21 protein-coding genes are annotated in these 24,723 nt (G+C 41.3%); 10 read left to right on the top strand and 11 right to left on the bottom strand.

What is annotated here, in order from left to right:
* Window positions 1–28 precede the first annotated feature (28 nt).
* The gene (locus tag LV83_RS13575; RefSeq protein ID WP_111612085.1) at window positions 29–2,401 is read right to left on the bottom strand and encodes an outer membrane beta-barrel family protein; all 2,373 of its coding nucleotides are present in this window, start codon (window positions 2,399–2,401) and stop codon (window positions 29–31) included.
* Window positions 2,402–2,586: 185 nt separating this feature from the next.
* On the opposite strand from LV83_RS13575, the gene LV83_RS13580 reads away from it, so the two are divergent.
* Together LV83_RS13580 and LV83_RS13585 are read left to right on the top strand one after the other, a co-directional pair.
* Window positions 2,587–3,621, top strand: coding sequence for a sensor histidine kinase (locus tag LV83_RS13580; protein ID WP_111612086.1), 1,035 nt, complete (start codon window positions 2,587–2,589; stop codon window positions 3,619–3,621).
* Window positions 3,618–4,304, top strand: coding sequence for a LytR/AlgR family response regulator transcription factor (locus tag LV83_RS13585; protein ID WP_111612087.1), 687 nt, complete (start codon window positions 3,618–3,620; stop codon window positions 4,302–4,304). Before LV83_RS13580 ends, LV83_RS13585 begins: the two co-directional genes overlap by 4 nt.
* Window positions 4,305–4,672: 368 nt before the next feature.
* On the opposite strand, the gene LV83_RS13590 is transcribed toward LV83_RS13585, so the two are convergent.
* Window positions 4,673–5,380, bottom strand: a complete 708-nt coding sequence (locus tag LV83_RS13590; RefSeq protein WP_111612088.1) for a LytR/AlgR family response regulator transcription factor — start codon at window positions 5,378–5,380, stop codon at window positions 4,673–4,675.
* Window positions 5,377–6,288 carry a sensor histidine kinase gene (locus LV83_RS13595; protein WP_245947057.1) on the bottom strand — a complete coding sequence of 304 codons (912 nt, stop codon included), beginning with the start codon at window positions 6,286–6,288 and terminating at the stop codon, window positions 5,377–5,379. Before LV83_RS13595 ends, LV83_RS13590 begins: the two co-directional genes overlap by 4 nt.
* Before the next feature lie 382 nt (window positions 6,289–6,670).
* On the opposite strand from LV83_RS13595, the gene LV83_RS13600 reads away from it, so the two are divergent.
* The 7 genes from LV83_RS13600 (at window position 6,671) to LV83_RS13630 (ending at window position 12,821) form a co-directional block, all read left to right on the top strand.
* The gene (locus LV83_RS13600; protein ID WP_111612090.1) at window positions 6,671–7,120 is read left to right on the top strand and encodes a nuclear transport factor 2 family protein; all 450 of its coding nucleotides are present in this window, start codon (window positions 6,671–6,673) and stop codon (window positions 7,118–7,120) included.
* A gap of 114 nt (window positions 7,121–7,234) precedes the next feature.
* Window positions 7,235–7,648, top strand: coding sequence for a helix-turn-helix domain-containing protein (locus tag LV83_RS13605; RefSeq protein ID WP_245947058.1), 414 nt, complete (start codon window positions 7,235–7,237; stop codon window positions 7,646–7,648).
* A 170-nt stretch (window positions 7,649–7,818) separates the two neighbouring features.
* Complete coding sequence (locus tag LV83_RS13610; RefSeq protein ID WP_245947059.1) at window positions 7,819–8,712, top strand: alpha/beta hydrolase; 894 nt, start codon at window positions 7,819–7,821, stop codon at window positions 8,710–8,712.
* Between the two features lie 39 nt (window positions 8,713–8,751).
* On the top strand, window positions 8,752–9,369 hold the full coding sequence (locus tag LV83_RS21750) for a sugar O-acetyltransferase (protein ID WP_317046682.1): 618 nt from the start codon (window positions 8,752–8,754) through the stop codon (window positions 9,367–9,369).
* 53 nt (window positions 9,370–9,422) lie between these two features.
* On the top strand, window positions 9,423–9,917 hold the full coding sequence (locus LV83_RS13620; RefSeq protein ID WP_111612093.1) for a cupin domain-containing protein: 495 nt from the start codon (window positions 9,423–9,425) through the stop codon (window positions 9,915–9,917).
* A 163-nt stretch (window positions 9,918–10,080) separates the two neighbouring features.
* A complete protein-coding gene (locus LV83_RS13625; RefSeq protein ID WP_111612094.1) occupies window positions 10,081–10,539 on the top strand; it encodes a (2Fe-2S)-binding protein in 459 nt (152 codons plus the stop codon).
* 11 nt (window positions 10,540–10,550) lie between these two features.
* Window positions 10,551–12,821, top strand: a complete 2,271-nt coding sequence (locus LV83_RS13630; RefSeq protein WP_111612095.1) for a xanthine dehydrogenase family protein molybdopterin-binding subunit — start codon at window positions 10,551–10,553, stop codon at window positions 12,819–12,821.
* Window positions 12,822–12,892: 71 nt separating this feature from the next.
* On the opposite strand, the gene LV83_RS13635 is transcribed toward LV83_RS13630, so the two are convergent.
* From LV83_RS13635 to LV83_RS13670, 8 genes are all read right to left on the bottom strand, one after another.
* Complete coding sequence (locus tag LV83_RS13635) at window positions 12,893–14,515, bottom strand: hypothetical protein (protein WP_111612096.1); 1,623 nt, start codon at window positions 14,513–14,515, stop codon at window positions 12,893–12,895.
* On the bottom strand, window positions 14,512–16,680 hold the full coding sequence (locus LV83_RS21630; protein ID WP_245947060.1) for a hypothetical protein: 2,169 nt from the start codon (window positions 16,678–16,680) through the stop codon (window positions 14,512–14,514). Before LV83_RS21630 ends, LV83_RS13635 begins: the two co-directional genes overlap by 4 nt.
* Complete coding sequence (locus tag LV83_RS13645; RefSeq protein WP_111612097.1) at window positions 16,677–17,849, bottom strand: BatA domain-containing protein; 1,173 nt, start codon at window positions 17,847–17,849, stop codon at window positions 16,677–16,679. The genes LV83_RS21630 and LV83_RS13645 overlap by 4 nt, the downstream gene beginning before the upstream one ends.
* The gene (locus LV83_RS13650) at window positions 17,849–18,718 is read right to left on the bottom strand and encodes a DUF58 domain-containing protein (protein WP_111612098.1); all 870 of its coding nucleotides are present in this window, start codon (window positions 18,716–18,718) and stop codon (window positions 17,849–17,851) included. Before LV83_RS13650 ends, LV83_RS13645 begins: the two co-directional genes overlap by 1 nt.
* Window positions 18,705–19,703 (bottom strand): AAA family ATPase, encoded by a 999-nt coding sequence (locus LV83_RS13655; protein WP_111612160.1) that lies wholly within the window; start codon window positions 19,701–19,703, stop codon window positions 18,705–18,707. Before LV83_RS13655 ends, LV83_RS13650 begins: the two co-directional genes overlap by 14 nt.
* Window positions 19,704–19,708: 5 nt before the next feature.
* On the bottom strand, window positions 19,709–20,323 hold the full coding sequence (locus LV83_RS13660) for a DUF4159 domain-containing protein (RefSeq protein ID WP_111612099.1): 615 nt from the start codon (window positions 20,321–20,323) through the stop codon (window positions 19,709–19,711).
* Between the two features lie 155 nt (window positions 20,324–20,478).
* Complete coding sequence (locus LV83_RS13665) at window positions 20,479–21,801, bottom strand: TldD/PmbA family protein (protein WP_111612100.1); 1,323 nt, start codon at window positions 21,799–21,801, stop codon at window positions 20,479–20,481.
* Window positions 21,802–21,817: 16 nt separating this feature from the next.
* The gene (locus tag LV83_RS13670; RefSeq protein ID WP_111612101.1) at window positions 21,818–23,461 is read right to left on the bottom strand and encodes a TldD/PmbA family protein; all 1,644 of its coding nucleotides are present in this window, start codon (window positions 23,459–23,461) and stop codon (window positions 21,818–21,820) included.
* 497 nt (window positions 23,462–23,958) lie between these two features.
* Between LV83_RS13670 and LV83_RS13675 the strand changes: the two genes are divergently transcribed.
* Window positions 23,959–24,684, top strand: a complete 726-nt coding sequence (locus tag LV83_RS13675) for a PA3715 family protein (protein WP_111612102.1) — start codon at window positions 23,959–23,961, stop codon at window positions 24,682–24,684.
* Window positions 24,685–24,723 lie beyond the last annotated feature (39 nt).

Here is a 24,723-nt window from a genome sequence, read left to right on the forward strand (position 1 = left end):
AACCCTATGCTGTATTAAATTTTTTCTTTTAAAACCTTCTTCTTCCGCCACTATATTCCATGGCTTCACCTTTGCCGAAGCCGTAGCTCACCCCTAAGGTCACGAAGCGTCCTCTCCTTCTATAATTATATTGGTAGAAGTCAGGATTCAGTGTTTCGCTCTCCGAGATTCTCGAAGCAAATACATCTCTAACACTTAGATTGACGATCACCTTGCCTTTCACAATTTTCTTTCGAATTCCTATATCTGCTGTAGCAAACCCTGAAATATCCCGCTGAAAAGTCTGGTAAGAAGAACGATAGTCTCCAACTATTTCCAAGGAAAAATCAGCTGGCAACTCAAACTTGTTGGTCAGCCTGGCAGTCCACTGATTTGACTTGAAGCCAAAAGGCACAGCCTCATAGGTCCCTGATCTATCGAAATAATTATAATTAAAATCAGCACTCATTGACCACCAGTTTGATGGAGTCATTTTGCCGTTCACTTCCAAACCAGTCACGTTATTGGTACCAATATTCATAGGCTTGGTAATATTGATATTGTTCTCAAAAGTGGTTACATCCTCTATAGTCTGGGTGATGTAGCGATGGTAAATCGATGAACTAAGCGAGAAAAGCGGATGATCAAAGATACCTGTGACCTCATAGCTATCGGTGTATTCCGGCAACAGATTTGGATTCCCGGTAGACACACTGAAGGTATTTCGGATATTCACAAAGGGATTCAGGTCAAAGAATCTAGGTCTGGAGATCCGTCTGGAATAACCACCTTGGACAGAAAAATTTTTAGCCACTTTGTAGGAGGCATGAAGCGTAGGGAACAAATTGGCGAAGTTCTGATTATTCTCTTCGTTGGTTTCTTCGAGGAGCGTTTCAATACTTGTATTTTCCATTCTCAGTCCTAGCTTCAACCCAAACTTATCATTCTCATAAGCTCCAGTTCCGTAGAGTCCAAGTACTTTTTGCTTGTAAAAGAAGTTATTGGAAAGTTCAGGAATGACTACCCATACACCATCATTTGACTCAGAAATAGCATAATCATTTTTGACTTCTGTAATGAAATACTGACCACCCGTCTCCAAGGTGAACTTCTCCCCAAATGGACGAGTATAATCTGCTTGAAATGTATATTCTGCCTGAGAGAAGTCATTGTCACTCAATTGAGCATCTGACCTTGCGCCTTCACCAAAGGTTGGGCTGTTGGTGAAATCGGATGACTGGTCCTTCGAAAACGAACTTCCTATCGCAGAAAGCAGGAGAAAGTGTTCTTCTTCATCTGAGAAATCACTTTTGTATTGCATCTCATATTGCCATTTGGGATTGGTTGCCTCAGTAGTTTCTTCACGTAGCCATCCAGACATGGGAGCCATGTTCCCATCAAAGGTGCTGAATTCCCCTCTGGAGTATTCTGCTTCTGCTTCAAATGCATAATTACCGGAAACGGTGATGACATTTCTATCATTGAAATAGTAATCTGTCCCCAGTATCAGATTGACAAAATTTTCATTCTTCTCTACATCTCCGACACTTTGCACCTCATTCAATGTGCTGGAATTTCGATTGATTGTTTCAAAGTCTTCTGGCATAGTACGCTTGCCTATTCCGATTTGGCTGAAAAGATTGAATTTCTCCGTACGCTTATTAATACTAAAACCCAAACTATGGTTATTGGGAACACCTGTATTTAGACTCATGGAGCCATTTACGCCTTTTTTCTCCTCCTTTTTCAGCACAATATTGATAATGCCCGAAGTCCCCTCCGCATTATACTTGGCCGAAGGATTGGTGATCACCTCCACCTTTTCTATCATATCAGCTGTCAACGTTCCTAAGGCATTCCCTCCATCTCCGGTGAGCACTGAAGGCTTGCCGTTGATCAGCACTTGAACACCACCCGTACCTCTCAATAGAATTTGACCTTCAATATTTACAGTCACCGAAGGCACATTATTCAACACATCCAAAACACTGGCTCCGGTGCTGCTCAGATCCTGACCCACGTTAAACACCCGCTTATCCAGCTGAAACTCCGTCGTAGATCGCTGTCCTTGAACTATTACCTCGTTCATTTGCTGCACATCCTCCTCCAGTGAGATAGTACCCAGATCCACTCGATTGTTGACTACTTCAAAATCAGTAAGTTGCTTTGTAACAAACCCGATAAAACTCACTTCCACGGTGAAGTCCTTGCTCTCTGTAGCGAGTAAAAGAGTACCATTGGACTGTGTAGTCGTACCTGCCAGCATGCGATCTGAATCCTTAGCAAGGATCTTGATCGTTGCAAATTCAATCGCTTTCTGACTTTTAGCATCCACCACTTTTCCTGATATTTCTATACCTTGTGCAAAAGCTGTGGCTATAGCAAGGATAAAAAATAAGAAGCAGCTAAGAATGTTTTTCATGTCGGAGTCGATTAGATTCAAGTCAAAACTGATAGTAAAAAAGCGCACCTAAAAATATATCCGATGAACGACCAGACTTTCCAGCCAAACAACATACCCGGAGCTTTTGGGTTGTTTGGCAGGTAAAAGCTGCCGTTCAACGGCTAAATTATTCTACTCAACTTAGCTGGATTTACATTGCATCGATGAAATCAATCAAACTTGAACCGAACTCTGCCAAACGAGAATGGATATTTCAGATCATTTTGCATCTACTGGTATTCCATTTTGTGATTATGGATCACAAACAAGGGCAGTTGATCTACGAACTCTATTGGTACCAATTGGCTTTTTTCATGAATTATATATGGGCTAATCTTCTGATCAGCTATGTACTCTTACCAAAATTTTTGTACAGGAAAAAGTACCTCCTATTTGGCCTACTCACCTACAGCTGCGTGGTAGTGGTGATTCTGATCGAGGAGTTTGTTTTGGAAAAAATCTATTTCCCGTTTACAAGAGGTGCGGATTTCAGTGGTATTTTATTGAGTATGGGAGAAATTCTCTCCGTTTTGGTTGCATTGGTAGGGATGAAAATCGCCTGGGATGCTATCCATCGGCAGCGGGAAATGGATGAATTAAGGGTAATGGCCAAAGAAAGTGAATTGTCATTTCTAAATTCTCAGATCAATCCTCACTTTCTCTTCAATAATCTCAACAATCTCTACTCCTATGCAGTGGAGAAATCCCCGAAAACACCTGAACTCATCCTGGGACTTAGTGGTGTTTTGCGTTACATGCTCTACGAATGCCGAGAGGAAACGGTGCCCTTGACCAAGGAAATCGATCATTTGCTCAATTTCATCCAACTCTACGAATTGCAAATCGAGGGAAGGGGAACGGTTGATTTCTACACGGATAACATAGAAGAAAGCTACCGGATCTCTCCGTTGATTCTGAGTGTATTTGTGGAAAATGCCTTTAAGCATAGTCAAGCCAGCCAAACAGAAAAAATCAACTTAACAGTTTCCGTATCTGTGGATAGGAAAGGCATGTTAACCTTCACCTGTAAAAACAATTTCCTTCCTGAATACGCTACTCAGACTAAGGAAAAAGGCATAGGGCTCGAAAACGTCAAGAAAAGACTCAATCTACTCTATCCCAATACCCACGAATTGAGAATAGAACCTACCAATACAGAGTTTTTTGTGTGCTTAAAAATCCAATTGAATAAGGAATGAACTGCATCATCATAGAAGATCAGCCACCGGCACAGAGAATCCTGAAAAAATACATTCATGATATTGGCTCTCTTAATCTTGTCGGGACATTTGGAGATGCTATTCAAGCAATAGACTTTCTTCAAAAGGAAACTGTCGATCTGATGTTTCTCGATATTAACCTACCCAAACTTTCCGGTATTTCATTTCTAAAAAGTCTATCCAACAAACCGCAGGTCATATTCACAACGGCCTTTTCTGAGTATGCCCTAGACGGATACGAGCTCGACGTGGTAGATTATCTACTGAAACCTTTTTCATTCGAGCGATTTGTAAAAGCCGTTGCAAAAGTAAAACGAGAGGCGCAAGCTACTATCAAACCGGAAACTCAATCTAAAAAAGAGCACTTTATCAAAATTGGGTATGAGCACGTAAGGATAGCCTTTGAAAATATAATCTACTTGGCAGCAGATGGGGACTATTGTGAGGTGTTTTTGGAAGACAAAAAGTATTTATCGTCTGAACCTATGAAAAAGTGGCTAGAGCTTCTGGATGAGGCAAGTTTCCACAGAATTCACAAATCTTATTTGGTCAATATACACCGGGTCAATAAGATCAGCGGAAACCAAGTTTACTTGGTAAATGGCAGCATATTGCCGATCGGAAGAACTTACAGAGAAGATTTCATGGATAAATTTCTCTAAGAAAGAAGCAGCTGTCATACAACTTATTATTTCCTTTTTTCATGGGTTTGGGTTAACTATTTAATGAACTATTTTCCACGGAAAACATATTTCATTTACGTTTTATACAGGCAACAATTAGGGTCAACTGCAAGCACATCCAAGGAGTTCCCAATTCCTACGTAGTTACCGACAGGATCGGGGAACAAAATTCTACTTTAGCTTTTTGTATCAGGACAATTCCTGACAAGCGAATATCAAGCTGTTTTTTTTCAGAAATAGAATAAAGACCATAAAAAAGCTAGGAGAAATTAGCTCATAGAAGCTCCGAAAAGGAGGTTTGGATCAGTTAACTCTTAACAGAATTTGCGGTGTGACCTTTTAAATCCTTATATCAACTTCCCATCCTCAAGCTTTGCCAGAAATACATCTCTATAATTTCTGCTAATTGGAAATAGGTCTTTCCCAATCAAAACCTCATTGGATTGTACCTCATCGATGTGTCGCATGTTGATTATAAATGAACGATGAATGCGGACAAACTCACTTGGCAATGCATTAGCAATATTGGTCAGGGAAACTAGTGAAAGCACTTTCCTAGTCGGAGTGATGATCTTAATGTATTCCCGTTGTGCCTCGATTGCCTGCACCTCGGAAAACAGGAATTTCACAATTCTAGTATCCGTTTTGATAAAAAAGTATTCAGGTTTGTCTGTTTTTTCATCAGCTCGAACTTGTACTGAAAGGTATTCCGTAGCTTTTTCAATGGCTTTGGTGAATCGCTCGAAAGAAACCGGTTTCATCAAATAATCGATCACATCCAGTTCATATCCTTTCAAAGCATATTCCTCATAAGCTGTTACAAAAATTGTTAAGGGTTTTTCAGGTAGTTCATTCAGCAAATCCACTCCTGTCATCAGCGGCATACGAATATCCAATAAGAGTATGTCAACTGGATTTTGCTTTAAAAAGCGTAATGCCTCCTCCCCATTGCTGCATACGCCGGCCAATGCAAGATTTTCAACTTTGGACACATAGTCCGAAAGTAACTTCCTAGCTGGAGGCTCATCGTCAACGATTAGTATCCGGTAGTTCATTGCAGGTTTATGGTTAATTTCACTTCAAAGGAGGTAGCATTCTGGTCAAGCTCCAATTCATGTTTGGCAGGATAAATTAAGTTTAACCTCTTCTTCACATTCGTAAGGCCTACTCCACTTTCTTCTTCAGCAGTCTTTCTTCCTGCTATCACATCATTTCTAATATAAAAAAACAACCTATCACCAGCATTGATATTCAGGTTAATTTCAATAGTCCCATCAATCGTATTCCCATGCTTAAAGGCATTCTCCAAAAAGACGAGAAATATCAAATGAGCAATTTGATGCCTGTCTTTAATCCCTTGGTGTGTAAAAATAATCTTCGGCTTCTCATCGAGCTTTAGTCTCCAAAGCTCAATAAAATTCTCCATGAATGTGATCTCTTTAGAAAGTGAAACAAACCTTCCTTGATCCTCATATAGCATATGGCGCATCATTTCGGACAGCTTCATGATGGCTGGAGCGGTGTTATTTTCCTTGAAATATGCCATTGAATAAATATTGTTTAGCGTATTGAAAAGGAAATGGGGACTGAGCTGTAGCTTCAAAAACTTAAGTTCGGAAGCTAATTGGCTGTTTCTAAGTTCTATTTCATTTCGCTGAGCTTTGATCAAATTGGCAAAAAACCAAACGACCGTAGTGATGAGGTAAAAGCCAATTGCCGGTACCGATCTGATAAAATAGGTATAGGTCATCGATCGGTGACTTAGGCCTATGATACTCACCCGGACTATAACGATTGATGCAATCAATAGAACAGATAATATCACATACAAACCATATTTCCCTTTTCCATAATACTTTGGCAATAGCCAATAGTAATTCAGGTAAGCGATAGCCGACGAAGCCAACACATCAGAAATAACTATGTGCCATAGCTCTGTGGTAGATACCACCCAATTACTCATAGAGGCAAAAAGGATTGCTCCATAGCATAACCAAAAAAGGATATGCAACGCGTATAATATTGGACGCGATAGTAAGTTAGTTTGCATTGCGAAAATTAAGATTTTAAATAACATCAAATCTGAACGATCATCCAACTGACAGCTGCACTCTACAGAAGACCTCCTTTATCCCACAAGTGGCAAACGCCAAGATATTTTGCAGTCTATTCAAACAAGTAATTTTCATTCGTAGATCAAATCCGTTGTCTGGGTGAGAGAACCTTGCTTTCTATTGATTTCATCCAAATGATATGATTATACTTCGTCTATTAGTATTGATTAAGTGGACTTACAAGACTTTTGCACGCTGAACTTCAAAATTTTAACACTGAAACAAACAATTATGAAAAAGTTATTAATAGCACTCTTATTAACTCTCATGAGTTCCTCCTTGCTTTTGGCGCAGTCATCTACGGAGCAGGAAGTCACAAAACTCTCCATGGAGAAGTGGCAGTGGATGGCAGACAAGGATGTGGCAAAGTTGGAAAAACTCTTTGACGACAAAGCTAAATTCGTCCATATGAGCGGTAGCTGGAAAAAAGACCGTGAATTAGAGATCATTGAGTCAGGGAGTATTTGGTACAAAAAAGCGGATGTGCACGATACGGCAGTAGAGATATCAGGAAATACGGCAATCGTTTGGAATCGCATCACCTTGACAGCATTTGTACGGGGAGCAGATGTAGTGACCGAATTTACGGTGACGGAAGTTTACCAAAAGCAAGGTGAAAACTGGAAAATGCACGCATTGACCTTCAGCAGCGTTCGGGATACGCATGAGATTGAACATTGATTTATTATTAACCTCCTCACTCATTTTAATATCGCTAATAAATTGAACAAAAACACAAGTGGGTGAAAACACTCCCTATGGCGAAGAATATTTAATGCGGAATCCAAAATGTTCATGATTAAGACAGCAATTAAAACTCCAGAAAGGAATAAAACTGAAAAGTCAACCCATACTGCCGCAAACAGGATCAGTACAGATTTTATGGAACTGTTGGAAAGTCAATTTCCTGTGACAGATCTTCGGAATACAATTAAACTAAGAGCAGCTTCGGACTTTGCCCAAAAACTCAATATCCATGTTAATCATCTTAACAGGAGTGTTAAATCTATTTTCAATAAGGCAACATCAGTGATTATCAGGGAAAGAATTTTGGCAGAGTCCAAGCGTCTTCTAAAGCAAAGCGACTGGAATGTATCAGAAATTGCCTATGCCTTAGGTTTTACAGAAGTGACACATTTCAACAACTTCTTTAAAAAGGAAATGGAAATGAATCCCTCACAATTTCGCAAATCATTAACCGATAATTGAAAAAACATAGATAGATCTGGTAACAAGAAAGCCTAAGTCCAGGTGGGCTTGGTTTTTCTAACTCAATATTTGAAGTTCAGTATAGATTGTTCAGTCGGAAAACCCTTTGTTAAACCACTCACTTGAAGTACCTTATAAGTATCTCCAACTCAACTCAAACTATCAATAAAATGAAAAATACATTTTTAGGCATACTTCTAAGTTGCTTCATCGCTTGCCAAAGTTTTGCACAATCAAACCGTGTCATGAATCTATTCCCGGAAGGAACAATTCTGCATGGCAATATCCCCTACCAAAGCGACACCTTGAAAAAGCATTTGTTGGACATTTATCTACCTGCAAATGCCACAGGTAAAGTTCCTTTGATTGTATTTATTCATGGAGGTGGATGGCTCAGCAATGATAAATATGCCGACATGGGATATATGAAAGAAACCGTTTCTGAAATTCTGGAAAGCGGATATGCTTTGGCTTCTATCGATTATAGATTCAGCACGCAGGCAGTTTTCCCTGCTCAAATGCTAGACTGTAATGCGGCTATTTCTTATTTGGTTGACAATGCAGACAACTATGGATTTGACACAGAGCGCATGGCTTTAATGGGATTTTCGGCCGGTGGTCATTTAGCGTCTATGATTGGACTGGCGAATAACAATAAGGTGGATGAATTTTATTTACCGAATATCAATCGATCTTTTGGTTTCAAAGCAGTGGTAGACTTTTATGGACCGGCTGATTTGACCCTATTTCCGGGTGCGATCGATGCCAAATCCCCAGAAGGATTATTGATTGGAGCGGCTCCATTGGATAGACCTGACTTGGCAAAAATGGCAAGTCCAGTCAGTTATGTGGATGAAAACGATCCTCCTTTTTTGATCATTCATGGCGAAAAGGATGACTTGGTTTCTCCAAACCAATCACATTTATTGAATTCCTGGCTTAAAGTAAAAGGAGTTCCCACGGAATTGATAATCGTCAAAGATGCTCCTCACTTCGGCCCCATGTTCGATGTGGAAGAGATTAGAATTAAGGTGATTCGCTTTCTCAATGAAGAATTAAAATAATTCCACAAAGGACTCAAGCGCTTAGTAACATATTAATCAATGGAATTACAAATGGCAGAAAATCAAAATAAACTGAAAGCCCAAGAAAAATTGGTGGAAATCAGACAAGAACTTTACTCAGATACTCCTACTCCTTTAAGTCATCCTGCTTTTAAGATAATCAATTCCATTGTCCAAGAGTCACTTGTCTTGGTAGCACAGATGAATGCCTCAGGAAAAATCGAAGTGGCTAGAGATTTCCTGAGCAAAATCACAGGGCAGGAACTGCATGAGTCGGTGACGCTCTTCCCTCCTTTTACTACCAATTTTGGGAGATTCACAAGCATAGGGAAGGATGTGTTCATCAATCACGGCTGTTCCTTTTTGGATCTTGGCGGCATTACAATCGAAGATCAAGTACTGATCGGGCCACATGTAAAATTGGTTACTGAAAATCATCCTTTGGATCCAAAACTTCGAAGAGGAATGCTGGCCAAGCCAATTTTGATTAAGAAAAATGCTTGGATCGGAGCTGGTGCAATAGTTTTACCTGGGGTAACCATTGGTGAAAATTCTGTAATAGCTGCCGGAGCAGTAGTTTCCAAAGATGTTCCAGACAATACGGTAGTTGGTGGTATTCCAGCAAAAATCCTTAAGACCATCGAAGATTCTCGTTAGAGACATTTTAAGTCTAAAACAGAAACTTCTTCCTTTCATCCAAAAATTATCCTATGAAATACGCAAAAAATTTATTCTTATCTACAGGTATCCTATTTCTACTTTTTTCTTGCAACTCAGAAGAAGTTCAAAAAGAACGAATTTCGGAAAATGGAGACGTTGATACCATATTTCCACAAGGAAATCAAGGACCAGCAGAAAACTTCATAGGCAAAGCATACGCGTATAACTTAGTTCCAAATGACACTACGCTAACAACCCTGGTTGGTAATGTATATTTCGAACCCGGTTCAAGAAGTAACTGGCACACCCACCCAGCAGGACAGATTCTCATCATCACTTCAGGAAATGGTTTTCACCAAATCGAAGGACAACCAAAACAAGCGTTGAAAAAAGGTGATACAGTTACCTGTCCTCCCGACGTGAGACACTGGCATGGAGCCAGTCCAGAATCGGGCATGCAACAAATCTATATCCTTCCAAACACAGAGAAAGGAATTGTCAATTGGATGGAAGCTGTAACGGATGATGTCTATAACGCTCAATAATTATCCAAAATGCATTGGGTATTTATAAATCAATTATATAGCTAGCTAACATTTTAGAACCCTTTTAAATAGTGGAAGAGTGGCTTTAATAATACATTCCGTTTGAAATTCGTAAGACCCGAAGCATTGTAAATCACTAACTTAGAATCAAATACTTAAACTCATGGCACAATACAACCTTAAAATTAACGGAGCTACCAAACAAGTCGATGTCGATCCAAGCACTCCTATGCTTTGGGTGCTACGGGATCATCTAGACATGGTAGGCACCAAATTCGGATGCGGCATCTCTCAATGCGGAGCCTGCACCATTCACTTAGATGGCACTGCTATTCGCTCCTGCCAACTCCCAGTTTCGGCTGCTGAAAATGCTGAGATCACTACAATTGAAGGTATTTCTGAGAAAGGTGACCATCCTGTTCAAAAGGCTTGGTTGGAGCATGATGTGCCACAGTGTGGGTATTGCCAAGCTGGGCAAATCATGTCGGCTGTTGCTTTGCTTAAAGATAATCCAACTCCAAGCGATGCCGATATTGACAATGCGATGAATGGAAATATCTGCCGCTGCGGAACGTACACCCGTATCAAAGCAGCCATTAAAACAGCCTCTCAATCAGCCTAAACCCAGATATCATGACCTTAATCGATAAAAAAATAAATAGAAGATCATTCCTGAAAGTTTCTACACTTGCAGGAGGTGGCATGATGCTGAGCTTTAGCTGGTTGGCAGGTTGTAAACCTACTCCAGAGGAAGTATTGACGATGCCAAAAGAATGGTTTGAAATCAATAGCTATATCAAAATTGGAGAAAACGGAGCAGTCACCCTTTTCAACCCAAATCCTGAATTTGGTTCTAATGTAAAAACCTCACTTCCTATGCTTCTCGCCGAAGAGCTGGATGTAGATTGGAAGAACGTATTTGTAGAACAGGCAGATTTTTACCCTAAGCGATATGACCGTCAGTTTACCGGTGGTAGCCAAGGCATCAGATCAGGCTGGGTTCCGCTAAGAACGGCTGGGGCAACAGCGAGACAGTTACTTGTGAATGCCGCAGCCCAAACCTGGAATGTTCCCGCTTCCGAAATCACAACCAATGCTGGTTATTTGGAACATAAGGGAAGTGGCAAAAGAGTAGGTTATGGTGAAGTAGCTTCTTTGGCCGGAACCTTAGATGCTCCAGATCCTGAAACAGTTAAGCTGAAAGAAACATCAGACTTTAAGATCATTGGTAATTCTAAAAAGAATGTTGACGGTTTGAAGATAGTTACCGGCAAACCTATGTATGCAATGGATCATAAAGTGGAAGGCATGAAATATGCCGCCATTGTGCATCCTCCGGCTTTTGGAATGAAAATAAAGTCTTTTGACAAAGCTTCTGTGACCTCCCTGCCAGGGATTCAGGACGTATTTTCGATCAAGTTATTTAAGGAAGGTTTTGAGCGACATGCTTTTGATACAACTACTTTTCCAGAGATCATCGCCATCGTAGGAAATTCCACCTGGGAAGTGATGCAGGCTAAGAAAGTATTGAAAGCAGATTGGGAAATAGCTCCCGAAAGTAATTTCAAAATGGGTGGTTGGGGACCAGGTGTCTCAGAAGTAAAAGTCCCTAGTGGGCTGGAAAACTCATCTACCCATGCTGAAAAAATGGCTGAATACATCACCAAACCAGGTAATATTCTTAGAAAAGACGGTGATCCTGAAGGAGAATTCAAGAAAGCTGATCGGGTAATCGAACGAACATATACTGCACCTTTTTTAGCTCACAATCCCATGGAGCCAATCAATTGCTTTGCTGATGTGAAAGGCGATAAAGCAATTATCTATGGTCCATCGCAAATACCAGATTTTATCCATGGTACTATAGCCAATAGCCTTGGGTTAGAAAAAGAGAACGTTCAGATAAATCTTGCCCGGATGGGCGGAGGATTCGGAAGAAGGGCCTACTGCCATCATATGACGGAAGCAGCATTGATTTCTCAAAAAATTCAGGCTCCTGTCAAAATGGTGTATACCCGTGAGGATGATATGACTGCAGGTGTATACAGACCTACTTACTCAGCGACTTATCGAGCGGCATTAGACGAAAACAATAACCTATTAGCACTGCATGTGAAGGCGGGAGGAATTCCTGAATCACCGATTCACGCGAATAGATTCCCAGCAGGAGCTATTGACAATTACTTGGCTGAAGGCTGGCAAATCGAATCAAACATTACCGTTGGAGCTTTTCGGGCACCTGGCTCAAACTTTATTGCGGGAGCAGAACAAAGCTTCTTGGATGAATTGGCAGAGGAAATGGGGAAAGATCCGATTGAATTCCGGCTTGAATTGCTGAAAAGAGCTGAAACAAATCCAGTGGGAAAAGACAATGACTACATACCGAAACGCTACGCCGGAGTTTTGGAATTGGTCCGTGAAAAGTCAAATTGGAGCAATACAACTCCAGGAATTCACAAAGGAGTTTCTGCTTATTTCTGCCATAATTCCTATGTAGCAGAAGTCATAGAAATCAGCATGAAGGACAATCAGCCAGTAATTGAGAATGTCTATGCAGCTGTGGATTGTGGGATTGTAGTCAATCCTGATGCCGCCGCCAATATGGGCGAAGGAGCGATTGTAGATGGAATCGGGAATGCTTTCTATGGAGAAATGGCTTTTGAAAACGGTGTTCCTACCAAATCAAACTTTGATACTTACAGAATGATTCGTCACAAAGAGGCGCCGAAGAAAATCGAAGTTCACTTTGTACAAAACAATGAGGCACCTACAGGACTGGGTGAACCACTCTTCCCTCCTGTGTTTGCAGCTTTGGGAAATTCCCTTTACAAGGCAACAGGCAAGAGATTATATGAGCAGCCATTCCTGCCAAAACTCATGGAAATGGAAAACTTGAGGATGTAAAGATTAACGACTTAGGCTATTCCACTGTACTTTATTCTAGAGTTCATTGCACATAGCCTAAGCCTAATTTGCTACCGAATTAGTTTAGGCTCCAGCCAAATCAAGGTTAAAACCAACAAAAACATCCCAAGCCAAAGCCAATCTGAAATCTTCTTTTCGATTTCGGAAACCTGAGTTCTAGTAGTATTTCCAGTATGATCAGATAAAAAGTCAGCTCTCTGCTTGGCTGTTTTCAGACTTACCCATTCAGACGAAGGATAGCTATACATCTCCAACTTATCGCCAATTGAGATCCACCCGGAATCCAAGCTCACAAAGCTCCCAGACTTAGAAAAAGGATTGACAAGGGACTGTTGAAGAAAAACTGAATCAGATTCAATTTTTATAAAATTATCTTCAAACTCTTTCTTATTTACCAAAACTTCTCCACTCATTCCCGTAAAAACAGGTTGCATTAGTTCTATTCCGCCTGCTTGCTGTGGCAACATTGCGCTAAGAATTTTTTGCCAAATCTCTTGATACCTGAGACTATCGCCAGCCAATTTGACAGGAAAAGTCTGCCCAAGTAGGCTCACTCCCACTTTCGCATTTCCGACTTGCTGCACTGCAAATCCCTTCTCAAAAAGTACTTTTTGTGCGATGACTTCTTCGAATTCAAATGGCGCTGATTCCAAATCAGTTTCTATCCTCCGACTTTCTTCATTCGTGCTTCTGTTGGTCTTGAAATTGGTCTCAAGAGCCTTATTAATCGAAGAAATATCATTTGCTACATCGGTTAGGTTCATCACCAAAACCGAAGCACCGTCGGCAATTGCTTCCTGAATTGATTTCTTTTTCAGTTGGGCCGGATCTATAACCAAAAACTGCAGAGAATCCGTTTCCGCTCTTCCTGATGTGATAGTTGCGCTTTTGGAGATGTCGATTTTCTCGCTCACATTTTCACCAGAAGCAATAAGGAACTGGCTCAAAAAGCGGATCTCTGAGGTTGGAAACGCAAATTGCAAGCTATATCTAATAGGCTTGGCTGCTGTTGTGAAAAAGTTGATACTTCCATAAAGGCTATCGTTAACCATCAAATCCAGCTGATTTCTTCCCAAAATGCTAGCTGGAAATTGAATTGAAAAGATACCTGAACTTGGTGCTACTCTTGTTTCGCTGAGCAATTCTCCTTGCTGAGATAAAGAGATTTTCAAGGAATCTTGGGCTACAATTCTCCCATTTATAGTCTGCATTTCACCTTTTCGGAGGATTCCTTTCCATTCTAAAAATGAAATTGAACTAGGTTCAGATTCCGAAATCCATAGAATCTCCTTCTCACCCAAACTCAATAAATCAACCTTGGAAAAGTCATTACCAAGTAAGTAAACAGGGTTTCCTTCTCCTTTATACTTGGTGATATCATAGGATTTTTTCAGATCCAGACTATCCCGAAAATAATTGAGGGTACTCTTTTGGGTAGATCCTGAATACACCAAAACGGCTTGCTCAGGATTGCTTGACCTCCAACTAGGCTGAAAAATATACCCAATCAAAAGTAGTGAGAAGAGTGCATTCAAGCTGCCTTTTATGGCTTTTCCCGAAGGTTTCAAATCCGACTTTCCAATCCAAAAGAGCTGAACCACCAAAATAGTCAGAATCACCACGGCGAATAGCCAAGCCCAAATCCATGATAGTATAGGTTCGAAATGAATCATTGCAGCTTGCTCCAAAAGGCTTTTTCCAATTTTTGATTTTTGAGAAAAGATGCATTTACACCTTCACTTTGAGCGATCAGCGGATAGAGTTTTTGGAAAAGTAGCTTCCTGCCCTCTTCATCAATTTTACCAGAATTCAGCTCCTGAAGCTCCAATAAAACCGACCAATCCTGCATTCCGGTATAATTCATTCGCTCAGTCCATAGCTCACCGAATTTCTGCACCACTGCTTTATCATTTGCTGAAAGTTCCTGCTTTGGAAGTAATCCTAACACTTGAGAAGCTAAAGGTGCGAGGCGATTTTCCACTTCTATTTGCTCCTTTTCAAGTTGATTTTTTAGATCGTCCAGATCACCAGTCAGTCTCTTTTCCTCTTCTTTAAGCGGTGGAGGGTCAAAACCCGATCTTTTCACATAAGCCCGAGATTTTTGCTGTACTGTCTTAAGGTACTCCAGCGCTTTTATCTGAAAAGGCAATGCTTTCTCAGGTTCGAACAAGCGAAGGTGCAACTCAGATTCCCACATTTCCTCTATGGCAAGTTTCAGCAGGTATAGCGAGGATGTTTGATCAACCTCAGCTTTGGTTTTAGTCTGGGTATTGTTCAGAAATGCACTCATAAGCCCCCCAAGCCCATCTTCACCTGTATTCTGTGGTGCTGTTACAGCAGTGCTGTCTTTAGTTGCAGTTTCTTTGGTAGGAGTAAGATTAGGAACAATTCCTTCATGACTGTGATCATGATCGTGTCCTGCAAGGAAATCTACTGCCTCGGAGCCAGCATTTGTGTCTGAGTTTTCCTCACCCAAATACTGCCCATAGCGCATCCGAAGAAGCTTCTGATCACTCCCGATTTCATTGGAAGTAGAATTAAACTCTTTCTCAGACTTGCTCTTTTTTGTGGAAATTAAGTTCTCCGTATCAATGATAATTTGTCGCTGACTACGAAAATACTCCGGCATCACATGAATTGCCATCCCTATCAATTCCTGTTCATCCACACCCGTAGAGTCCACATAATTGATAAAATAGGTGTCGCTTCGCGAAAAGTTGGGTTCAGGCAATCTATTATCCATAGCCGCCCAGTAGTAGTATAACTCATCGCCAGGATTGAAATCAAAGGAATTCAAATCAAGGGTAACAGTGAGGTCTCGGGACTTAAAATTCTGCTGAGGAATGGGTATACGACTTTCCCTAAATCTCACATTTTCACCGGAGCCTCTTGCCAGCGTAGCTACCAAAAACACCTCCTTAACAACAAAATCATCCGAGACTTTTGCGGCTACTGAAATGGTTTTTGGATCCTTGGTAAAGTGGTATTTGTAGAGTTCTTTTTCAGTTGGCTGAATCACTGGAGCCAAATCGTCTATCGCCTGCAGTGGAAAGAAACCAGTCTCAAAAACGACCTGCCCATCTTTGCTGGCCCTAAGAGCATAAATCCCTGAATTTACCACGCGGTCACGGAGAGTAAAACTATCTTCATTTTTGGCAAACTCAAGCCCATCTCCATTTGAGTTAATGAGTTCAAGCTTTAAGTCCTGTGAGTTTGAAAGCGAAATAACCCATTCTACATCAGAGTTTTTGATGGCTTCTATCTCAAGTTCTGATTGAGTCACTTTTGGTAAGCGAGTATATCCCGGAGGAACGATGTTAACCTCAGTAGATGTCAGCTCAATTGGTAAATTGACCGCTGCAATTGCTGGTGATTTATACTCATGTTTAGACAGAGTAAGTGGAGAATTTGTCTCTGGAGAACTCAAGTGGTATAACCCAAAAACACTTGATGCAATCGCCAACGCAACCAAAAATGGCCCTGTATTCTTGAACCAAAGACTAATATCGCCACCTCGGAATTGCTCATTCACCCGCTCGAATTGAAGCTTTTCAGCTGTATTTTTATCAGCTTTATCAAGGAGTTCCAAACTGAATTCCAAATCCTGAAACTGCTCGTGCATCACCCGAACTGCCTGAAATCGCTTACTTCGGAACAATCCCAGAAAATGAGCTGCTACACCAAAACTCGCTAAAAGCACTAAACCAATAGCCAGAGTAGAAGTCGTGAAAATCATCGAAAATATGGCTACGGATAACCCTGCAAGAAAAGCTTTCAGAGCAGTTTGTATTCTCAGCTGCTTGTCAATTCTTACGATATACTGCTCGATCTTGCTCATATCCCTTGTCGGTTAGCTAAGAATCGCTCCGCAGCAAAACACACCGTGAAAAGCCCTAGTAACAACAAATTGAGATTGCCTCTCTTTTCCTGAGCACGCTCACTTTCCACCAAAAACCTATTTTCCAGTTGCCCTCGACTTAGTGGTACATCTTTTTTCTCAACACCAGAAAAGTCTAAAAACCTCTCGAGAATCACTTCAGGAAGCTTTCCTGATTGAACTAGTTCTGAGTGCTCAAAGTCCAATTGATCCGACAAGGAAATCAGATTGGATCGCTCAGCAAAAGAGAAAGTATCAGAGACAAAGTAGATTTTATCTAGAGTATCCACTTTTGGAGGATTTGCAGTAAAAATCAAAGTAGCATCCTCCATACTTTCCTCCTCCACAAAATCAAACCCATAAACCTCGGTAATCGCATCAAGTGACGCTTGTACAAATACTCGCTCAGAATCGGTTATTTCGCCCAGAAAGTAAGTGAAAAGCGCTTTGTCCAAGTTGATCACTGAAGCCTCTCCTAAGGCATCAGAAATAGAATCCAGTAACCCATTTTCACCTATTTCAAGAGCTTTTACTCCATCAATTGATATCACTTGAGTCCCTGATTTGAGAAGTTCAGCACTGCCTAGAAAGAGATTTGGCTTAAGAGGACTTAGGTAGAAATCAGATTTCAGGGCATTCACAGAATTGCTCAGATAGAGATTGAGCGAAGTCGCATCAGGAGAGATCTTGTCTAGAGCAGCTTGCAAATCGAACACTTTTCCACCCTCTTCTAAATCCTCCAAGCTTTCAATTGGCGTCAGGTTTTCATCTGCCCAATAGACTTCTTCTTCATTTTCTAAAGCTTGCTGAAGTTCAAATTTATACTCTTCTGCCAGTTGCATATCGGGCTGAAATAGATGAAAGATTCTAGGCTCAGCAATGGTATTTGTGGAGGAAAAATAAAGCTGACTCAGCAGCAAAACCAATAATATCAGCATGAGTATTCTCAGCAAAAGAACCAAGAAATTCTCCAATCGAACCCCCTTAGCAACTGAACTTTCCTGTTCGGAGAGCCAGTGCATTGCCGCCCAATGAATCACCTGACCTTTCTTGCCTTGCCACAGGTGGATGAGGATTGGGATGCTGATTCCAAGCAAACCCCAAAGCAATATGGGCTGAAGAAACTGCATCAGGATAGGGATCTTTCGGAAAGAAATTTACTAAGAACAGCTGAAATCGAATCTGTCAATCGCACTTGAAACAAGTGAACTTTAGGTAGAAGTAGTGAATTCTTAAATCCTGATAAATAAGTTCTTATAGATTCATTATAGATTTTATCTATTGCCTTGTTATCCAGAATTACTGAACGATTTGACTCCAAATCATGGAAGTTGAAATTCCCCTTGAGCTCAAACTTTTCCTCCTGCTTTCCTAAAATCTGGAACAAGACAATTTCTTTTTTCGGGTGTCGCATTTGCTCCACTATGTCCAGCCACTCATTTCCCTTTTGCAAAAAATCAGAAACGAGAATTATCAATTCCTTTTGCTTGCTTTTCAAAACCGGAAAGTCCTGATGAGACACAGGCCATGCTCCGGCGGCTGTCTCCTCTTCCAAAAAATATAGAATGCGCTGGAACGCTTTTGGCGATGCCGCCACCTTCTGCTCTACCCTACCATCCTTGAGCGCAAAGTAATTCAAGGAATCGCCTTGCAAGTGCGCAAGATAAGAAAGCGAAGCAAGCAGGTTTTTAGCGTAGTCAAGCCGTTTAATTCCGTTTTCGGTATAGTTCATCGATCCAGAAAGATCTAGCATCATACGTATGCTTAAATGGCTTTCTGTCTGGGATTCTTTGATCATGTATTTCCCTGAGCGGGAAAAGTACTTCCAATCAATGCGCTTGGGATCATCACCGGGCTCGTAATACCGGTACTGCTCAAACTCGGAACCCACACCAACTCGCTTTCCAAGGTGCAGTCCGTTTTTAAGCTGCTCACTAATGATCTTAGCGGCTAGCTTCAAGTTGTTCAGTTTGATGATTTCAAGATTACTTGCCTGCATGGATAGGAAGCGCTTCTAGGATTTGGGAAATAACCGCATCAGCTTGGACGCTCTCCGCCTCTGCCCTGAAATGCAGGGAAAGTCTATGTCTCAAAACAGGAAAAGCCAATACCTTGATATCTTCTGGAGTGACAGAATAGCGTCCTTTCACCAGTGCTCTGGCTTTGGCACAAAGAATCAATGCCTGCCCGGCGCGTGTACCAGCTCCCCACTCTACATAGTCTATAACAGACTGTATTTCTGAAGTATCAGGGCGAGTAGCTCGAATTAACTTATTGATGTAAACGAGCAATTGAGAATCAATATGAACTTCTCTTGTAAGCTTTTGCAAGTGTTGAATATCTGAACCGGTAAAAACTACTTCAGGCTTACCCTTGTAAGTTCCTGTCGTTTTTTCCAATACATCCAATTCCTCCTGCTCGGAAGGATAGCCAAGCTTGATGTATAAAAGGAAGCGATCGAGCTGTGCTTCGGGAAGCGGATAAGTGCCGGATTGCTCAATGGGATTTTGCGTAGCGATAATCAAAAAAGGAACCGGAAGCGGATGCTGCTGCCCTCCGTAGGTCACTACCTTCTCCTGCATCGCTTCCAGCAAGGCAGCTTGGGTTTTGGGAGGAGTTCTATTGATCTCATCTGCCAATACCATATTGGCGAAAATAGGCCCACGATTGAACTTGAAAAACTTCTTTCCTGTCTCGTGATCTTCCTCCAGGATCTCAGTGCCCAAAATATCTCCTGGCATCAGATCTGGAGTGAATTGAATTCTTTTAAAATTCAACTCCATTCCTTGTGAAAGGGAATTTACCATCAAGGTTTTTGCCAAGCCCGGAACACCTTCAAGAAGGCAGTGACCGCCTGCAAAAAGGGTAATGATGATCTCCTCGATCACAGATTCCTGACCGACGATTACTTTTGCAATCTCCTTTTTGAGCTGAGGAATCTTAGCCACCAGCTCCTGATATAATGTTAAATCTGTGTTTTCCAAAATCATTATGTTATTGCATAAACCACTATGTTGACTCCAAACTTGGTATTATCAACCTTTAAGAATCGCTTGTTTCTGAAGTCATAATCCCACTCACAGCCGTAATCTTTATTGCTATAAAGAACTCCAATTCTGCCATTTACGACAATAGCTTTCAAGTAATCATGAATGAGGTCATCTCCCCAGCCGTTAAGCTCGAATGAAGTAGCCGGCGGGCCATCTTCGAATTCAAAGAAGCAGGAATAAATTGGGTGGTTATTGGGGATTTTCTGGAGCGCATCAGCTCCAAAGGTTTTAGCCATTTCGGCTTCAAAGGATTTTGCGAAAAGCCCATCAATGTCATGATTGCAATCATCAGCAAAGACAAAGCCTCCGTTTTCTACATAAGTCTTGAAGTTCTGACGTTCTTCAGTAGAGAACTCCACCAACTTATGTCCACTGATATAGCAGAAGGGACTTTTGAAAATCTCCTTACTACTCAGCTCAACTATTTTTTCCTTCTCATCCACTGGAATGGTAGTATATTCTACCAAGGAATTGAGCAGGTTGATCGGCATTCGCTGATCTGTGTCCCAATTGCCGGAATTGTATTTTATTCTGGTGAAAAAGAAAGGTTGCATTTCGGTGATTAGTAAGCAGTGATCAGTCGCAGTAGTCAGTCACAGTAGTCAGTCGCAGTAGTCAGTCGCAGTGAACAAATCGTAATCATGGACGACTGTAAACCGAGACTGCAAACTGACCACTGTAAACTGACCACTGTAAACTGTAAACTGATTTAAACTGCGTCTGACAAACTAGTGAACGTAAAGTCCCGAATCTTCATCGCAGGAATTAGATCACCTCCTACTCGCTGAGGTTTGCCCATTGATTCAATATTGTTCAACATGATAATCGGACTTTCGTTGAATCGGAAGTTTTTCACAGGGAATTTGATCTGACCATTCTCAATGTAGAAAGTACCGTCACGGGTCAAACCAGTAAACAACAAGGTCTGAGGATCGACAGCTCTGATGTACCAGAATCTAGTCACAAGCACACCTCTTTCGGTACTTTTGATCATATCTGCAATGGATTCATTTCCACCAGCGAAGATATAGCCACCTCTTCCGGGACTTGAGAGCGGTGGTACACCTTGCTTCTCTGCCCAATAGCGCGAATAGGCAAGATTTTTTACCACTCCATTTTCTACCCAGGTAGTCTTTTGCCGTGGCAGGCCATCGCCATCCCAAGGAGACGTAGGAATTTCTGTATTGGTAGGATCAGAAGTGATGGTCACACGCTCGTCAAATAACTTCTCTCCAAGTCGGGTTCCACCGCCTTTTTTACTCATAAAGCTTCGTCCCTCGTCAGCACTTCTGGCATCAAAGCCTCTTGTGAGCAAGCCTAGCAAATCTCCGGCTGCTGTAGGCTCCAATATCACGGTATATTTACCTGGCTCGATTGCCTGTGCATTTGCAGAAGCTTGCGCCTTTTGCATCGCGATGCTGGTCACATCTTTCGAGTTCAAAAGATTGACATCATTGAAATCACGTGTAGCATATCCAGATCCTGTCCCGTCGGTAGTTCTCACTGTGATAGAAAAATCCACCGAGGTGCTCGTATTATAACCGAATAGCCCTTTACTATTTCCAGTTGCTACGAACCCTGAGAAGTCTTCCAAGTAACCTGCAGCCGTCAGATCTCCTACACTGCTCACTTCGATACTATCTCCAGCTAACTTAGCACGGAATTCTGGATCAATTTTATCGGTAGCCGCACTGAATGTCGCTGCTGCAGGATAAGTTTGGGGTCCAAGCATCGGCATGTACTCCGGATTTTCTGGAGCTAACTTTGCGATTTCCTCCGCTCGTGCTACGACTTTTTTGAGCGATTCATCATCTAGTTCACTGGTGGATGATGATCCCACTTTTTTGCCAAACACCGAATTGACACTTAGTCGAATTTCGTTGGTTTCACCACTGGTGTTGACCGTGTTTCTGGCGTATCTAATATTGCCTGTTCTTCCCCCGAAAATGGAAACTTCCATCTCGTCCGCCTTGGAATAGGAAAGTACTTTATCTATAATTTGCATTGCTTGTTCTCTAGTTAATATGGCCATAATTTCCGCGTTGAGGTTAAATATTTCTTCCCGTATTGATCACGTTCACCCCGTCAAAACGGGTAGTTGAACTGCCATGAGAAACTGCTGATGATTGTGAAGGTTGGCCTTTGCCATCATTGAATGACCCAAAGAACCTGTAATCATCTTCGTCGCATATCTGGGAGCAAGAATTCCAAAATTCCTGCGTGTTGGACTGGTAGGCTACATCTTCCAGCATACCGGTGATTTCGCCATCTTTGATTTCGTAGAATAATTGACCTCCAAATTGGAAGTTGTAACGCTGCTGATCAATGGAGTAAGAACCTCTTCCAAGGATGTAAATTCCTTTTTCAACATTTTTAATCATATCTGCAGGACTCAACTTTTCTTTGCCAGGACGCAAAGAAACGTTTGGCATACGTTGGAACTGCACTGAACTCCAGTTGTCTGCAAAAGCACATCCATTGGATTCATTTTCACCCAAGATTTGTACCTGATCACGAATAGCCTGATAATTCACCAGAATGCCATCTTTGATCAGATCCCACTCCTTACATTTCACTCCTTCATCGTCATATCCTGTATTTCCAAGGGAATAAGGCTGAATCTTATCTGCAACAATATTTACTTTGTCAGAACCGTATTTGAAGTCCCCTGATTTCCATTTGTCCAGCGTGGCAAAGCTAGTACCTGCGTAATTTGCCTCATAGCCCAGCACACGATCCAACTCAAGCGGGTGTCCTACAGATTCGTGAATCGTCAGTCCCAAGTGATCAGGGTCGAGTACCAAATCATATTTTCCTGGGATCACTGATTTCGCGGAGATTTTCTCGGTGGCATGTTTCGCTGCGTTGACTGCATCTTCCACCATATCATAAGAATTCTTGTAGCTGTTAAAGCCTGCAGGATTCATCATTTTATCCTTTTCCAAGCCATCCATGTATTCATAGCCCATTCCCATAGGCGCGCTTAATGCTTGTCGGCTACGGAATCCGCCTGCTCCTTTGTTTACTGCAGTGACTGAAAACGTTGGCCAGATTCTATGAATATCCTGATCAATATAAGATCCGTCTGTAGAAGCGAAATACTTCTGCTCATTGATTATAAATAAGGCGGAATTGACAAAAGCAGCACCGTTGTCCATCGCAGAGTTGTTGACGTTTAGCAAAAGATCGATTTTATCCTTAACAGGGATTTCCATCGCATTCTTCTGAATCGGGGTATTCCAGGTCACTTCACCATGGCCGCTTACTGGAGCTAGCACAACGGGTTCTTTTTGCAATTTGGAATTAGCTTTTGCGATAGCTACAGCAGTTTCTGCACAGCTCTTAATTCCATCTGGGGTCACATCTGAAGTGGCAGAAAATCCCCATGTGCCATTTGCTATCACTCGAATACCAACGCCAAACGTCTCAGAGTTTGAGATATTTTGAACATTCTTCTCTCGTGTGCTTACGTTTTGGCGCAGATATCTTCCGATCCGAACATCTGTATACGTAGCTCCTTTGGACTTAGCAGCATTCAAAGCAATGTCTGCAAGTACTTTTTTGGCAGCCGGATCCATTCCTGGTATAAGCAGCTGCTCAGCCGAGACAGGATTTCCCATCATGACTAAGCCGGATGTGGCTAGAGCGCCGAGCCCCATTCCGGAAAGGTGGATAAAATCTCTTCTTTTCATCTATTTGTAATTTGATTTATTGTGGTTATCCCAGTACTATCGGGAGGAATCTCGCATCTCCAATGAACATCCCAGTGTGTCTCGCCTTCGACATGCCTGGCTATCTCAGATAGGCTAGATTTCTTGTGTTATTTATTTGATTTTGATTGGTCACCCCAATTAATCGGGGAAGTCTTTGGAATCTCTCAAAACGAATATTCATTATTCTATGTGGGGCATAGTGTCATGTTCGATTTCAATCAATCCTTTTTTAACGTGTATGGTTTATATTACTAAAATTACAATGGGTTTAATACTTCTCTCAAAGTACTCTTATCCTTGGATTAAGAAAAATAAAAATACAGACTCGGTAAAAAATCAGGGTGCAAATTGAAAAATCCCTTTTGACTACACGGGATTCTTAAATATTTCACCCTACTAACTCTAAAATCTATAGTGTTAAATCTGATTAACTCTTTCCTATAATATGCTTTTTACGGCCAAAAATAAATCTTAGTATGTTAGCGCAGATGCTCAAGCCATTCTTACTCGCAATTCTTTTTTGCTTATCTCAGAATTCATTTAGTCAATGTCTCAGCCCTGCTTTATTTGAGCATGTGCTTGCTCAGCTGGATGTTGAAGAAGACAAATGCTATATGCCTTTAGTCAATTGCCTAGAGATCTCAAATGAGGAAACAATTCTGGTGATACCTGAGATAGCAGAATCGGGTGAAGGCTATGTTGTGCTAAACAGTCACATCCTTGTCGTAAACAGTGCTAATGGAGCTATCAAATCTTGCTTTTATAAAGAGAAAGCTTGGTTAACGGACGCTCTAAAAATTAATAGTCTTGAAATCAGCTACCAACCATACAAGCTAAATTCTACTTCTGAAACCATTGGAATCACTATTGAGTATGAAGGAAGCAGTAGTGTATATCTAAGTGGAATTGAGGAGCTGAGTTTGTATGAAAGGAAAGGCGAAGAGATAACCCTTCTACTCGAGAACTTTGAAATTTTAAAGTTTAATGGGGATACCGATGGAATGACTAATGGAAAGTTTGAGGTACATAACAAAGCGATTGAACCAAGTTCAGTTCTTACTAATGGTTATTTCGATTTGATGGTAAAGGATTCTGTATCCAACTACCAGTTAATAGAAGGTGAAGAGAAAAACATCAATAAAAAGCTGGAAACTGAGGTTTTGATATTCGAAAATGGTGAATACCGAAGGAGAGAAAACTGATTTAAATAGTCTGAACTCTTATTCCATTTTGGATTTTTG

The organism is Algoriphagus yeomjeoni (assembly GCF_003259505.1).
Classification (GTDB): Bacteria; Bacteroidota; Bacteroidia; order Cytophagales; family Cyclobacteriaceae; genus Algoriphagus; species Algoriphagus yeomjeoni.

What these genes read in the sequence shown, in the direction of transcription:
- LV83_RS13575 (WP_111612085.1), bottom strand. Translation starts at nt 2,401, where the DNA reads ATGAAAAACATTCTTAGCTGCTTCTTATTTTTTATCCTTGCTATAGCC.
- LV83_RS13580 (WP_111612086.1), top strand. Translation starts at nt 2,587, where the DNA reads ATGAAATCAATCAAACTTGAACCGAACTCTGCCAAACGAGAATGGATA.
- LV83_RS13585 (WP_111612087.1), top strand. Translation starts at nt 3,618, where the DNA reads ATGAACTGCATCATCATAGAAGATCAGCCACCGGCACAGAGAATCCTG.
- LV83_RS13590 (WP_111612088.1), bottom strand. Translation starts at nt 5,380, where the DNA reads ATGAACTACCGGATACTAATCGTTGACGATGAGCCTCCAGCTAGGAAG.
- LV83_RS13595 (WP_245947057.1), bottom strand. Translation starts at nt 6,288, where the DNA reads ATGAGTAATTGGGTGGTATCTACCACAGAGCTATGGCACATAGTTATT.
- LV83_RS13600 (WP_111612090.1), top strand. Translation starts at nt 6,671, where the DNA reads ATGAAAAAGTTATTAATAGCACTCTTATTAACTCTCATGAGTTCCTCC.
- LV83_RS13605 (WP_245947058.1), top strand. Translation starts at nt 7,235, where the DNA reads ATGATTAAGACAGCAATTAAAACTCCAGAAAGGAATAAAACTGAAAAG.
- LV83_RS13610 (WP_245947059.1), top strand. Translation starts at nt 7,819, where the DNA reads ATGAAAAATACATTTTTAGGCATACTTCTAAGTTGCTTCATCGCTTGC.
- LV83_RS21750 (WP_317046682.1), top strand. Translation starts at nt 8,752, where the DNA reads ATGGAATTACAAATGGCAGAAAATCAAAATAAACTGAAAGCCCAAGAA.
- LV83_RS13620 (WP_111612093.1), top strand. Translation starts at nt 9,423, where the DNA reads ATGAAATACGCAAAAAATTTATTCTTATCTACAGGTATCCTATTTCTA.
- LV83_RS13625 (WP_111612094.1), top strand. Translation starts at nt 10,081, where the DNA reads ATGGCACAATACAACCTTAAAATTAACGGAGCTACCAAACAAGTCGAT.
- LV83_RS13630 (WP_111612095.1), top strand. Translation starts at nt 10,551, where the DNA reads ATGACCTTAATCGATAAAAAAATAAATAGAAGATCATTCCTGAAAGTT.
- LV83_RS13635 (WP_111612096.1), bottom strand. Translation starts at nt 14,515, where the DNA reads ATGATTCATTTCGAACCTATACTATCATGGATTTGGGCTTGGCTATTC.
- LV83_RS21630 (WP_245947060.1), bottom strand. Translation starts at nt 16,680, where the DNA reads ATGAGCAAGATCGAGCAGTATATCGTAAGAATTGACAAGCAGCTGAGA.
- LV83_RS13645 (WP_111612097.1), bottom strand. Translation starts at nt 17,849, where the DNA reads ATGCAGTTTCTTCAGCCCATATTGCTTTGGGGTTTGCTTGGAATCAGC.
- LV83_RS13650 (WP_111612098.1), bottom strand. Translation starts at nt 18,718, where the DNA reads ATGCAGGCAAGTAATCTTGAAATCATCAAACTGAACAACTTGAAGCTA.
- LV83_RS13660 (WP_111612099.1), bottom strand. Translation starts at nt 20,323, where the DNA reads ATGCAACCTTTCTTTTTCACCAGAATAAAATACAATTCCGGCAATTGG.
- LV83_RS13665 (WP_111612100.1), bottom strand. Translation starts at nt 21,801, where the DNA reads ATGGCCATATTAACTAGAGAACAAGCAATGCAAATTATAGATAAAGTA.
- LV83_RS13670 (WP_111612101.1), bottom strand. Translation starts at nt 23,461, where the DNA reads ATGAAAAGAAGAGATTTTATCCACCTTTCCGGAATGGGGCTCGGCGCT.
- LV83_RS13675 (WP_111612102.1), top strand. Translation starts at nt 23,959, where the DNA reads ATGTTAGCGCAGATGCTCAAGCCATTCTTACTCGCAATTCTTTTTTGC.